Here is a 12,445-nt window from a genome sequence, read left to right on the forward strand (position 1 = left end):
GTTTCGCGGAACCTTACGGATGGGAATTCCTATAGCCTCCTCCCGGAAAGCTGTCCGAGAGCATTTATTTTATTTTTTGCAGATCATGTCAGATACCTCCACCCAGCCTCTTTCGGCCATCGGCGGCGAGTTCATCAACCCAGAGCGCGAAGCTTCTTTTCAGAGCGAGCGGCTGCCGGAGAAGTTTCGACATCTCCGTCTGCTCTTCCTCCTGTCTGCATTCCTCAACACTCTTTTTCTTGTCAGTGACTGGCGGTTTGAAGGCACATCTCATTTCTACATAGCGGTCCCCGCGCGCCTGGTCGTCATCGCCATCGCTCTCGGCTGTTACTTCGCCACCCAGCGCGTCGCCGGTTTCCGGTATGCCGAACGGGTGATGCTGACCTGGGAATGGATCAACGCCCTCGCCGTGGGCTTCCTCGTCAGCTCCCACAGCGATCTCGCGCTGTTCGTCGTGATCATGCTGCCGTCGATCTACTATCTCGTCGTACCGACATCGTTCCGGTGGTCGGTCGCATCGGGTGTCGGATGCAGCCTCATCATGCTCGTCGGGTATATGTCACCGGAGGATCTCCGTTCGAATCTGATCGGCCTGATCCTTGCGATGGTCATGCTCAACGTAGCACTCATTCTCGTTGTCGCCCGGTCTAACCGCCTCCGCCGCCTGGAATGGCTTGCCTTGCTCGCCGAGCGCCGCGCGAAGGAACAGCTGGCCGAGAGCAGGACGATGTTCGAGACGTTGTTTCGCACCGTCCCGCTGCCACTGGTCGTGGTGAAAGTGGATGGCAGTATCGTCAACTTCAACAATGCGGCGGTCGCCTTTTTCGGCGCGTCCCGCGAAGTACTCGGAATTCAATCCATCCTGGAGATCTACGCCAATCCGGAAGACAGGGATGCCTATCTTGAAGTCCTGCGGAGAGAGGGACGGACATCCGACTTCGAGACGACGATGCGCGTCGCGGACGGATCGATTCGCAATGTACTCCTCGCCGGAACGCGCCTGGAACTCGGAGGCTCCTCGTACATCATTTCCGCGCTTGTCGACATCACGGAGCGCAAGGCGGCGGAGGAGCGCGTCTGGCGCGCCGCCAGTCACGACCCCCTCACCGACCTGCCCAACAGGGCACTGTTCCAAAGCCGCTTCGAGCAGGCGCTCGCGGAGGCCGAGCACAAGGGCCATGCGGTCAGCCTCCTTCTGATAGACCTCGATGATTTCAAATCGATCAACGATGCACTCGGGCATGATGCAGGCGATACGTTTCTGCAAGAGATGGCGCGACGCTTGCGCGGCCTGGTCCGCATCGGCGATACCGTGGCGCGGCTCGGAGGCGACGAGTTCGTCGTCATTCTCGAATCACAGACAACTCACGAAAACACCGTGTCGTTCGTCAAACAGGTTATCGATGAATTGCAACGCCCGTTCGTCTACAAAGGTGAGAACATTTCCGGTCGCGCCAGCATCGGCATCGCCATTTACCCGGACCACGATACGAAGCCTTCGGACTTGCTGAAAGACGCCGACCTCGCCCTCTATAGCGCAAAGGCTCAAGGCCGAAATCGCGCTGTGGTTTATGCGCCCGAAATGCGTGACAGAATGGAACGGCGGGACACCCTGGCCCGGGAAATTCAGGAAGCCGTCGCGCAAAACCAGATCGTTCCGTATTACCAGCCCAAGGTGAACCTGATCACGGGCGAGACCATCGGTTTCGAAGCCCTCGCCCGTTGGGTACACCCGACGCAAGGCTTGATGACGCCAACGCTTTTCGCGACGGCTTTCGAGGATGCGGAACTCTCGATCCTTGTCGGCGAACATATGATCCGCCGGGTCGCAGAGGACATTCGGAACTGGCACGCCAAAGGCGTCGCTTGCGGGCGCGTCGCCGTCAATCTCTCCACGGCGCAATTCAACTGGGTAGGTCTTGCGAAGCGCTTCCTCGAAATTATTCGGCGCGCGGGGGTCGAGCCCAGGCACCTTGAAATCGAGATCACCGAAACCGTATTCCTGGGCCGCTCTTCACTTCATGTGGCGACCGTCCTGCAGCAATTTCACGACAGCGGTGTCAGGATCGCCCTGGACGATTTCGGCACGGGCTACGCCTCCCTCATCCATCTCAAGCAATTTCCCGTGGACGATATCAAAATCGACCAAAGCTTCATCAAGGACGTCGAACACAATACGGAAAGTGCGGCCATCGTAAACGCTGTGCTCGATCTGGGGAGAAGCCTGGAAATGGAAGTGATCGCGGAAGGCGTCGAGACCGAGGGCCAGGCAAGATTCCTGCGCGATCGGGGATGCATCTACGTGCAGGGCAACCTTTACGCACATCCGATGCCCGCCTCCGAAGTGGGTGCATTCCTGGCCAGAGACAAACGCAGAATCGCCTAATGCCGCAGCATCCCCGAGCACGCTCGTATTCCGAGCAAGTGACCTCATACTGGTATCGACCCACGCGCCAGCCTTCCATCCCGCCGATGGCTCCCTTGAGAATGGGTCGCGAGAGGGCCTTCTTCCCTTCGATAAACGAAGGGACCACCGTTTTCGCAACGAGCGCCTCTTCACGAACTGGACATTAAGTGGCATGGTGGACTGGTCTTCAAGACCACAATTCTCGATTGAGTGGCCGGCAACCTGCAGCACATGAATGAGCTCCTCTACATCGGTATTGACGGCGGCGGCACTTCTTGCCGGGCGAGGCTGCGCGATGGGCAGGGGCATCTTTTGGGCGAGGGAGTCGGAGGCTCTGCCAATATTCGCCTCGATCCGGAACTGGTATGGAATTCGATTCTGACAGCCTGCCGGGAGGCGCTGTCCGGCGCTGGCCTTGTCGAGGACGATCTCAAGCGAACCCGTGTCGGCCTCGGCATGGCGGGTGCAGGCCAGAAAAGCGCAGTCGACCGTCTTTTGTCACGCCCCCATCCCTTCACGGCGATCGCTATCGACACAGATGCCCATGCCGCCTGGCTCGGAGCCTTCGGCGGGGGTGACGGTGCCATCGTCATCGTCGGCACCGGCTCCTGCGGATATGGCGTCATTCACGGGCAGCGCGTTCAGGTTAGCGGTTGGGGCTTTGAAATTTCGGATGAAGGCAGTGGTGCCGCCATGGGCCGCGAAGCGCTGAGGCGAGCTCTGTGGGTACACGATGGCCTCGCTCCTCCAAGCCCGCTCTCCACAGAAATTCTCGCCGCGTTTGGAAACAGCCCTCAAGCCATGATCGATTGGGTCGGGCAAGCGCGGCCGAGTGACTATGCCCAGTACGCGCCCATCGTTCTGAAACACGCGGCGAACCGCGATCCGCTGGGCATCGCGCTCGTCGAGCATGCCTCGATCGGCATAGCGCGCATCGCGGGTCGCCTGCTCGATCTCGGCGCGCCGACGCTCTGCCTGTTCGGCGGCTTGGCGGAACCACTCCGGCCATGGCTTCCGCCTCCCCTCCAACACACCATCGTGCCGCCCCTATCGGATGCTTTGGACGGAGCCATTCTTTTGGTGCGCCAAGCCGAGCCGCGGAAGTGAGAGATGCAAGATCAGACCGCAGAACAGCTTCCTCTCGGCATGTTGGATGAGTCAAATCCGACACCACTCTATCTGCAGCTTCAGCAGAGCATCGAGGAAGCCGTGCGGAAAGGGAGCCTCAAGCCTGATGCGGCGCTTCCCGGCGAGCGTGATCTGGCAAAGCAACTCGGTATTTCGCGAGTCACTGTTCGCAAAGCAATCACCGGGCTCGTGAAGCGCGGCGTTCTTGTGCAGCGCTGGGGCTCGGGCACTTTCGTTGCGCATCAGATGCGGTTGGAGCAGCCGCTGTCGCGCTTATCGAGTTTCACCGATGATATGTCCGCGCGGGGATTGTCATCCTCCGCCGTCCTGCTCAGCCGTTCCATCGGTCCGGCCTCGCCCGATGAACTCATGGCGCTCGGTCTTTCCCCGGGCGATCTGGTCAGCCGTGTCAATCGCCTGCGCCTCGCCGACGGCATTCCGCTTGCCATCGAACACGCGGTCGTCCCGAGCCGTTTCCTGCCGGATCCGTCCGCAGTGAAGCAGTCGCTTTATGCCGTTCTGCATGAGCAGGGCTATCTGCCGAACCGCGCATTGCAACGCCTGCACGCAGTGCTTCTTTCCGCGGAACAAGCAGCTTTATTGCAGGTTCCTCCCGCAAGTCCGGCGCTTTATATCGAGCGTCGCTCCTTCACCAATGCCGGCGAAGTCGTCGAATTCACCTCGTCCTATTACCGGGGCGACGCTTATGACTTCGTCGCCGAACTGACCATCAATCAACCCGAACGGAATCAGAACGATGACGAATGACCCGCAGATATCCTCCTCGACCGCCATGCTGCGGGAGGCGCAGGAAGCGCCGGAGGTCGTCGCGCGTCTTCTCTCCAGCAACGCTGCGCTCTGTCGCGATCTCGGTTCGCGCCTTCGCGCTTCGCCGCCGCCCTTCGCGGTGACCTGCGCGCGCGGCAGTTCGGACAACGCGGCGACCTTCGCGAAATATCTATTGGAAATTCATTCAGGGCTCGTCACGGCTTCCGTCGGCCCGTCCGTGACATCCGTTTATGCGGCGCGCCCGCGCATGCGTAATGCGCTGTTTCTCGCCGTCTCGCAATCAGGCCGCAGCCCGGACATTCTCGATCTCGCGAAGGCTGGCCGAGACGACGGCGCACTGACCGTGGCACTCGTCAACGACACGACCTCTCCTCTCGCCTCCACTTGCGAAGTGGTTCTGCCGCTTCATGCGGGCAAAGAACACAGCGTGGCGGCGACGAAATCCTTCATCGCCGCGCTCGCCGCCGGATTGCAGCTCGTCGCCCATTGGTCGGCGGACGAGGTTCTTCTCGCGGCGCTCGAAAAGCTGCCGGAAATCCTGCATCAGGCCTCGCAGAAGGATTGGTCGGCAGCGCTTCCGCTCCTGGCCCAATCCGACAATCTCTTCGTCGTCGGGCGCGGCCTTGGCTTTGCTGTCGCGCAGGAAGCTGCATTGAAGCTAAAGGAAACCTCCGGCATTCACGCGGAGGCGATGAGCGCAGCTGAATTGATGCACGGCCCCTGGACGCTCGCAGGCGAGCATTTCCCGATCCTCGTCATGAGCCAGCGCGATGAAACTCTGGCCGGCGTCAATGATCTCGTGACGCGCTTGAACGAACAGAACGTTCCCGTAATCGTCGCGGGTGCTGCAGACGGCCCGGCCCGCGCCATGCTGCCTTTCGTCGACGGCATCCATCCCTTCATCGCACCCATCGCACTGATTCAAAGCTTCTACCCGCTCGTCAACGCCGTCGCACAGGCGCGCGGCCGCAATCCCGACGCGCCGCCGCGTCTGCGCAAGGTGACGGAGACGGTCTGATGGTAACCGCACTCGTCGGCGCGCGCATCTTCGACGGCGACCATATGTTGGAAGGCCGGGCGGTCGTGATCGAAAATGATCGCATCGTCGGCCTGCCTCATGAGAAGGATCTCGGTCCCGGCATCAGGACACAGCGTATCGAGGGCCTGCTCGCGCCCGGTTTCATCGATACCCAGGTCAATGGCGGTGGCGGCGTTCTCTTCAACGACGAGCGCAACGTCGAAGGCATTCGCGCCATCTGTGAAGCGCATCGAGCCTACGGCACCACGGGCCTCCTGCCGACCTTCATCACCGACACGCGCGAGCGCATGGCGGAAGCCGTGAAGGCTGCCGGACAAGCGCTGGATCAACGTGTTCCCGGCATGCTCGGCTTCCATGTGGAAGGCCCGTTCATCAATCCGGAACGCAAGGGCGTGCACAACCCGGCCTATATGCGCCCGCTCGATGACGAAGATGTCGCGATCCTCACCTCGCTGAAGGCCGGGCGCAACATGGTGACCGTCGCGCCGGAAAAGAACAACCTCGCCGACATCGCGCGCCTCACGCAGGCGGGCATCCTTGTGAGCGCGGGACATACGGCGGGCGACTACGCCACGATCATGGAAGCGATCCGTCACGGCCTGCGCGGCTTCACACATCTCTTCAACGCCATGCCGCCGCTTGCGGGGCGCGATCCGGGGCCGGTCGGCGCAGCGCTCGATTCCAGCGGCACGTGGTGCGGTCTCATCGTCGACGGCCTTCATGTGAGCGATGCATCCCTGCGCGCTGCCATCGCCGCCAAGGGCCTCGACAACATGATGCTCGTCACCGACGCCATGTCCTCGGTCGGGTCCGATCTCACCACGTTCGAGCTTCTCGGCAAGACCGTCTATCGTGAGAACGGCAAGCTTTCGACGGCCGACGGCACGCTTGCGGGTTCCGATCTCGACATGGCGAGCGGCGTGCGAAACATCGTGGAGCGTCTCGGCTTGTCGTTGCCGCAGGCCCTGCGCATGGCCTCGCTCAATCCGGCAACCTTCCTCGGGCTCGATCACGAACTAGGCCGTATCGCCATCGGCTATCGCGCCGATCTCGTTCTTCTCGACGACGCGTTGAACGTTCGGCAAACCTGGATCGGTGGAGAAGGCTAGTTCAGGCCTTCTCGTAGAACACGAAGCCCCGGCTCTTGCCCGCGAAATCGCGCTCGTAAGCGCGCGACAGTACCCATCCGTTGCGTTCATAGAAGCCGCGCGCGGCGTGATTGTCTCGGAAGCATTCGAGGGTTGTGGCGCCCGCCGCCTCGGCGTCTCGCAAGAGTAAGGTGCCCGCGCCCTTACCAGCCGCGTTCGGATCCATGAAGAGCATATCGATATGGCCATCGGTCAGGAGGAGAAAGCCGAGAAGCTTTCCTTCTGATTCCGCAACCGTCATGCGCTCCCAGGTTTCGGTAAAGCGCGTCGCGAAGAACGCTGCGTCACGGGTTGCCAACACGTCCTCTTCGAGGATCGTCGCGAAAGCGGCGCGATAGGATCGTTCGGCGATGACGGCGAGTGCCGCGATATCATCCCGTGTCGCGCGGCGCGATTTCACGATTGTCCTCGCAGGCGAGGATCGAGCGTATCGCGCAAGGCATCGCCCAGAAGGTTGAAGCCGAAGGACAGGAACAGGATCGCAAAGCCTGCGAAGACCGCGTTCCACGGCGAGAGCAGCAGGAAGTTGCGGCCTTCCGACAACATCAAGCCGAGCGAAGGCGTCGGCGGCTGCGTGCCGAGGCCGAGGAAAGAGAGCGATGCTTCGACCAAAATGGCGGCGGACAAAAGAAGGCTCGTCTGCACCAGGATGACGGAGGCGAGATTGGGCAGGATGTGCAGGAAGATGATGCGCGGATCCGACGCGCCGATGGCCTTCGCGCCCGCCACATATTCACTTTCGCACAAAACGAGCGCCGGTCCGCGCAGGAGGCGCGCGAAGATCGGCGTATAGACCACGGCAATGGCAATCGCCGCGCTATAAGTCTGCGGCCCAAGAACCGCGATCACGCCGATGGCGAGCAGCATGACGGGAAAGGCGAACAGGATATCCATGACGCGCATGATGATGCGGTCGAGCCAGCCGCGATAATAGGCGGCCATGAGGCCGAGCGTACCGCCGAGAACCAGCGCGATGCCGACCGCCACGAGGCAGGCCATCAACGACGTGCGATAGCCGTAGAGGATGCGCGCGAAAACATCGCGCCCCAATTGATCCGTGCCGAGCCAATGGGCGACACTCGGGCCCTTGAGGCGCGCGACGACGCTTTGCGCCATAGGATCGTAAGGCGCGATCAGCGGCGCGAACAATGCGAGGAAAATCTGGATCGCGACGAAGATGGTCGCGAAGGCGAGCAGCTTGTTCTTGAAAAACCGCGACATGATACTTTCAGGCCCTCACGCGCGGATCGATGATAATGTAGAGAAAATCGACAAGAAAGTTCACAAAGACAAAGCCCGCTGTGACCACCAGGATGGTGGCTTGGATCAACGGATAATTGCGCTCGGCAATGGCCCCGAGAATGAGCCGTCCAAGACCCGGAATCGCGAAAACCTGCTCCACCACGATAGCGCCTCCCAGAAGATAGCCCGTCATGATGCCGACGCTGGTGATGAACGGGATCAGCGCATTGCGAAGCGCATGCTTGTAGACCACGGAGCGCTCGCTCACGCCCTTAGCGCGCGCCGTGCGGATGTAATCCTGCCCCAAAGCGTCGAGCATGGCCGAGCGCACGAGGCGGGAGAGATTGGCGAGAATCGGCAGAGCCAGTGCAAAAGCTGGCAAGAGCAGGCGCTCGAGATTGCCGAGCGGATCTTCCGAGAACGGGACATAGCCGAGCGAAGCGAAGCTCGGTGCGAATTGCGCAAGAAGTAGAATGAGAACGATTCCGAGCCAGAAGGATGGAATGGTGAGGCCTGCAATCGCGCCGATGCGCATGGCGACGTCCGCCGCGCCGCCACGCGTGCGCGCCATCAGGCAGCCGACAGGCACCGCAAGGCCCGCGCCGACGATCAGGGCGAGCAAGGTCAGTTCGAGGGTCGGCCAGAGATGGATCGCAATCTCCTGCGCCACCGGCCGTCCGGTCCAGAGAGACGTTCCGAAATCGCCGCGTAGCGCCGCAGACGCCCAGACGAAATATTGCTCGATCATCGGACGGTCGAGCCCGACGCGGCTTTTCAGCTCCGCCATGCGCTCGGGCGTGATCTCGGTATTGGCGCCGAGCATGATCGCGACCGCATCGCCCGGGATGAGGCGGATCATGAGAAAGACGATGATCGAAACCCCGACAAGCACGAGGATCAGATCGAGGATACGCGTGGCGAGGACACGGCTCATAAGAAAACTTCATTATAAAGCGGCGCCGCCCCGGAGAGCGACGCCGCGTTTGTATCAGGGCTGAAGCGAAGTGCTGCGCAGGGTGGAGAGCGAACGGTTCGGCATCACATCGTAGCCTTGCAGCTTGTCGCGCATGGCCGAGAAGAGCGTGCCGTAAGTCAGGTGCGCGACAGGGCCCGCGCAAGCAAGCTTCTTCTGCACGTCGTCATAGGCCTTCTTGCGCGCGGCTTGGTCCTGCGTGCTGCGAGCGCTGTCGAGCAACTGGTCGACGCTCGCGTCCGAGTACTTGAACACGTTGGTCGAACCGCCCGTGCGGAAGGTGCGGTAGAAGTAGTCATCCGGATCGGGGCTGCCCGAGTTGATGGAGGCGAACAGTTCGAAGTTGCTGTTGCGCCAATCCTGAATGAACTGGCCCTGCTCCTGGTTCTTCAACTCGACCTTGAAGCCCGCCTTGTTGAGCTGCTCCTGCACCACCTGCGCAATGTCCTTGATGTCCTGACGGGGCAGAACATTCATGGTCACTGCAAGCGGCGTCGCGACGCCCGCTTCCTTCAGAAGCGCCTGGGCCTTCGCCGGATCGGGCTTGTAGCAGGCGTAGTCCTTCACATCGACAGCCCAGGACTTCAGGGCCGGCGACAGCGGGCCGCCGGGGACACCAGCGCCGAAGAGCGCCGCATCGACGATTTCCTGGCGGTTGATGGCGTAGTTCACTGCCTCGCGCACCTTCGGATTATCGAAGGGCGGCTTCGACACGTTCATGCCGATGAGGGTGTAGGCGAGATCCAGCGTTTCGCCGAGCTTCACGCCCGGCTTGCCCTTGACCTGAAGGGCTGTCGCCGCGTCGATGTTCGGCAGGAGCGCGTATTGCCCGTTCACGAGGCCGACCTGACGGGTCGCCGATTCCGGCACGAGGTTGAACTTCAAGCCGGAGAGCTTCGGCAGGCCGGATTGCCAATAGCCGTCATGCTTGGACAGAAGAATGAAACCGTTCGGCTGCCATTCCTTGAACTTGAACGGGCCGGTGCCGTCCGGTGCCTTCTGGAGGATGTCCTTGTCGGCTTCGACCGAGGCCGGAACGACGGCGATCGTCGCAAGCGACGTCAGGAGCGGAGCCGAGGGCTCCTTCAGCTTGAATTCAACCGTCATCGGATCGACGGCGGTCGCCGTCTCGATGGCGGACAGGCGGCTTGCCAAAGGCGAGGCGATGGCGGTGCTCTGCACGCGCCTGATCGTGGAGACCACGTCCTTGGCCTCCATGGCCGAGCCATCGTGGAATTTCACGTTCGGACGCAGCTTGAAGGTATAGGTCTTGCCGTCCGGCGAAACCGTCCAGGATTCCGCGAGGCTGGGGTTGACCTTCAGGTCCTTGTCGACGGCTGTGAGGCCTTCATAAATATTGCCGTTCACGACCATGAAGCTCGGGAAGGCGGTGATGAGGTGCGGATCGAGACCCGTCGGGTTCTGATCCAATCCGATTTCGAGAACCTGAGCCGATGCGGACGTTGCCGCCATCATCAATCCCGCGCCGATGATCCCGCGCAGCTTTATCTTGAGCATGATGCCTTATCTCCCTCTCTGGCAGTGGCCGAATTATAGGGGATCGCGGTGTGCCTGTCATGGTCCAATAACATACCACTCTGGACCACGCGGCAGGATCTAAAGTATGGTCCGTGGAAAGCGCCTCTGGGAAGGACGTCATGGCGGAGCAGCCTGTGATCAGAACGATCGGTGTCGACGACGGAACATTGTCCCTGAAAAATCTGGTCGCCCCAGCCTTCGCCCCCGCGCGCGCCTCCGTCGAGAACGGCTCTATCCCCGGCGCAACCCTCGGCGTCATCACGAAAGTGGGCTCACGCGCGGTTCTCCTCGCCGGCTCCGCGCAGATCGAGCCGACGCGGGAGCAGCTTGTCCGCGAGACGTGGTTCGATCTCGCCTCCCTCACCAAGGTAATCTTCACGACGACGGCGATTCTTCGGCTGGTCGAGACGGGTCGGATCGCCCTTGACGATCCCCTCGTCAAAGTCATTCCGGATTTGCGCCAATACGATATGAACGCGGCCGAGCGACGTCTGACATTCCGGCAATGCCTCGCCCACAACACCCACCTGCCGGCGGTCGAGCCACTTTATACCTATGGGCAGGACCCGCAGACGCTTCGCGCCTTCATTCTCCAGCGCGTCTGGCAGCCAGGCCCTGCGGTCTATTCCGACAACAATTTCATGATGCTCGGCATCGCCCTCGAGCGCATGACCGGCAAGCCGCTGATGGAGCAGCCGCTCGCGCCGGGCCTGACGTTCAAGCCCGCTCCACAACAATGCGCAGCGACCGAAAAATGCACCTGGCGCGGGCGCGTCATGCGCGGCGAGGTGCATGACGAAAATGCCTATGCTTTCGGCGGTGCATCGGGTCATGCGGGATTGTTCGGCACCATTGACGGCGTGCTCGATTTCGCACGCTCGCTTCTCGACGGCACCGCCCTTTCGCCGGAGAGCCTAGCCGTCATCCGCGAGCGGCAATCGGAGAAGCGCACCATCGGCTGGGAAGGCCGCTATGACGGGTGGTCCGGCGGCGATGCCTGCTCGGATTCCACCATTGGTCACACAGGTTTCACCGGCACGGGCCTGTGGATCGATTTCGAGCGCGGGGTCGCATGGTCGCTTCTGACCAATCGCGTGCATCCAACCCGTCACAAGGACAGCGGAATCATCCCGCTGCGCCGCGTGACAGGCGACAAGGTGATCGCTCTTTTCGACGCCGCGAGCGCCTGATCGTATCCATCTTGTAGGCGCGCGAATTTTCAGTTGCGGCGCGTCTCTCCCATTGCTCAGGCTTCAAAGTGGACCTATATTGGTCTGCAAGAAAGAGGCATCATGTCAACCGAACAATTCAGCGCCCGCTTCCAGGATCTCGATTCCTGGCCCAGCAGTGAAATTCTCTCGGCTCTTTATGAAGGCCAGCTCGCCTCCGTCGCCGCCGTGCGTGAGGCGTTGCCGGCCATCGAGGCCGCCGCCGAAGAGGCTGTGAAGCGGCTGGAGCGCGGCGGGCGTCTGGTTTACGCGGGCGCCGGAACCTCGGGCCGCATCGGCGTGCAGGATGGCACGGAGCTTCCGCCGACCTTCAACTGGCCGGACGATAAGCTGGTCTATCTCATGGCAGGCGGCCACGGCGCTTTGATGCATGCGGTCGAAAACGCAGAGGATTCGGTCGAGGAAGGCGTTGCCGGCATTCGGAGCGCCAATGTCGGCCCGAACGATATCGTGATCGGCGTCGCCGCCAGTGGCAATACGCCATTCACGATCGCCGCGCTGACAGAAGCGAAGGCCCGTGGCGCGCAGACCATCGGCATCTCGAACAATCCCGGCGCGAAGATACTCTCGGCCTGCTCCCATCCGATTCTCGCCGATACGGGCGAAGAGGTCGTGGCAGGCTCGACCCGCATGAAGGCGGGCACCGCGCAGAAGATCATTCTCAATCTTTTCTCCACGCTCGTGATGATCCGCCTCGGCCGCGTCTATCGCGGCTTGATGGTGCATATGCGCGCCACGAACGCGAAATTGCGCCGCCGCAGCGCGGTCATGGTCATCCAGATCACCGGCTGCGACGAAGACACGGCCGCAAAGGCTTTGGCGGAAGCCGATGGCGACGTGAAGACCGCTGTCCTCGTTGCGCTCGGCATCGGCCTCACGGAAGCCAAGGAGCGCTTGGAGACGAGCAACGACAACTTGCGAGTAGCGCTTTCCAATCTCTCGAAGTAGCCT

General features: G+C 61.6%; 11 protein-coding genes. 7 read left to right on the forward strand and 4 right to left on the reverse strand.

What is annotated here, in order from left to right; translation table 11 throughout:
- Positions 1-85: 85 nt before the first annotated feature.
- The 5 genes from AB4072_RS14145 to nagA all read left to right on the forward strand — a co-directional run bounded on the left by AB4072_RS14145 (position 86) and on the right by nagA (position 6,472).
- Positions 86-2,386, forward strand: a complete 2,301-nt coding sequence (locus tag AB4072_RS14145; RefSeq protein ID WP_441968859.1) for a putative bifunctional diguanylate cyclase/phosphodiesterase — start codon at positions 86-88, stop codon at positions 2,384-2,386.
- A gap of 252 nt (positions 2,387-2,638) precedes the next feature.
- On the forward strand, positions 2,639-3,514 hold the full coding sequence (locus tag AB4072_RS14150) for a BadF/BadG/BcrA/BcrD ATPase family protein (RefSeq protein ID WP_441968861.1): 876 nt from the start codon (positions 2,639-2,641) through the stop codon (positions 3,512-3,514).
- A gap of 3 nt (positions 3,515-3,517) precedes the next feature.
- Positions 3,518-4,303, forward strand: a complete 786-nt coding sequence (locus AB4072_RS14155; protein ID WP_441968863.1) for a GntR family transcriptional regulator — start codon at positions 3,518-3,520, stop codon at positions 4,301-4,303.
- Complete coding sequence (locus AB4072_RS14160; protein WP_441968865.1) at positions 4,293-5,342, forward strand: SIS domain-containing protein; 1,050 nt, start codon at positions 4,293-4,295, stop codon at positions 5,340-5,342. The genes AB4072_RS14155 and AB4072_RS14160 overlap by 11 nt, the downstream gene beginning before the upstream one ends.
- The gene (gene nagA, locus AB4072_RS14165) at positions 5,342-6,472 is read left to right on the forward strand and encodes an N-acetylglucosamine-6-phosphate deacetylase (protein WP_441968867.1); all 1,131 of its coding nucleotides are present in this window, start codon (positions 5,342-5,344) and stop codon (positions 6,470-6,472) included. The genes AB4072_RS14160 and nagA overlap by 1 nt, the downstream gene beginning before the upstream one ends.
- 1 nt (position 6,473) lies before the next feature.
- Here nagA and AB4072_RS14170 read toward each other — a convergent pair whose 3' ends face one another.
- Genes AB4072_RS14170 through AB4072_RS14185 form a run of 4 tightly spaced genes read right to left on the reverse strand, consistent with a single transcriptional unit; the run spans position 6,474 to position 10,244 of the window.
- On the reverse strand, positions 6,474-6,911 hold the full coding sequence (locus tag AB4072_RS14170) for a GNAT family N-acetyltransferase (protein ID WP_441968869.1): 438 nt from the start codon (positions 6,909-6,911) through the stop codon (positions 6,474-6,476).
- Positions 6,908-7,732, reverse strand: a complete 825-nt coding sequence (locus AB4072_RS14175) for an ABC transporter permease (protein ID WP_441968871.1) — start codon at positions 7,730-7,732, stop codon at positions 6,908-6,910. The genes AB4072_RS14170 and AB4072_RS14175 overlap by 4 nt, the downstream gene beginning before the upstream one ends.
- A 7-nt stretch (positions 7,733-7,739) precedes the next feature.
- The gene (locus AB4072_RS14180; protein ID WP_441968873.1) at positions 7,740-8,687 is read right to left on the reverse strand and encodes an ABC transporter permease; all 948 of its coding nucleotides are present in this window, start codon (positions 8,685-8,687) and stop codon (positions 7,740-7,742) included.
- A 54-nt stretch (positions 8,688-8,741) separates the two neighbouring features.
- A complete protein-coding gene (locus AB4072_RS14185) occupies positions 8,742-10,244 on the reverse strand; it encodes an ABC transporter substrate-binding protein (RefSeq protein ID WP_441968875.1) in 1,503 nt (500 codons plus the stop codon).
- 140 nt (positions 10,245-10,384) lie between these two features.
- Here AB4072_RS14185 and AB4072_RS14190 point away from each other — a divergent pair, with 140 nt between their 5' ends.
- On the forward strand, positions 10,385-11,455 hold the full coding sequence (locus AB4072_RS14190) for a serine hydrolase domain-containing protein (RefSeq protein WP_441968877.1): 1,071 nt from the start codon (positions 10,385-10,387) through the stop codon (positions 11,453-11,455).
- Between the two features lie 102 nt (positions 11,456-11,557).
- Positions 11,558-12,442, forward strand: a complete 885-nt coding sequence (locus tag AB4072_RS14195) for an N-acetylmuramic acid 6-phosphate etherase (RefSeq protein ID WP_441968879.1) — start codon at positions 11,558-11,560, stop codon at positions 12,440-12,442.
- Positions 12,443-12,445 lie beyond the last annotated feature (3 nt).

The sequence above is a fragment of the Microvirga sp. 2MCAF38 genome (assembly GCF_052115485.1).
Lineage (GTDB): Bacteria > Pseudomonadota > Alphaproteobacteria > Rhizobiales > Beijerinckiaceae > Microvirga.

Bases quoted from the DNA above. Each gene is read 5' to 3' on its own strand.
- AB4072_RS14145 (WP_441968859.1), top strand. From the start codon at position 86: ATGTCAGATACCTCCACCCAGCCTCTTTCGGCCATCGGCGGCGAGTTC.
- AB4072_RS14150 (WP_441968861.1), top strand. From the start codon at position 2,639: ATGAATGAGCTCCTCTACATCGGTATTGACGGCGGCGGCACTTCTTGC.
- AB4072_RS14155 (WP_441968863.1), top strand. From the start codon at position 3,518: ATGCAAGATCAGACCGCAGAACAGCTTCCTCTCGGCATGTTGGATGAG.
- AB4072_RS14160 (WP_441968865.1), top strand. From the start codon at position 4,293: ATGACGAATGACCCGCAGATATCCTCCTCGACCGCCATGCTGCGGGAG.
- nagA (WP_441968867.1), top strand. From the start codon at position 5,342: ATGGTAACCGCACTCGTCGGCGCGCGCATCTTCGACGGCGACCATATG.
- AB4072_RS14175 (WP_441968871.1), bottom strand. From the start codon at position 7,732: ATGTCGCGGTTTTTCAAGAACAAGCTGCTCGCCTTCGCGACCATCTTC.
- AB4072_RS14180 (WP_441968873.1), bottom strand. From the start codon at position 8,687: ATGAGCCGTGTCCTCGCCACGCGTATCCTCGATCTGATCCTCGTGCTT.
- AB4072_RS14185 (WP_441968875.1), bottom strand. From the start codon at position 10,244: ATGCTCAAGATAAAGCTGCGCGGGATCATCGGCGCGGGATTGATGATG.
- AB4072_RS14190 (WP_441968877.1), top strand. From the start codon at position 10,385: ATGGCGGAGCAGCCTGTGATCAGAACGATCGGTGTCGACGACGGAACA.
- AB4072_RS14195 (WP_441968879.1), top strand. From the start codon at position 11,558: ATGTCAACCGAACAATTCAGCGCCCGCTTCCAGGATCTCGATTCCTGG.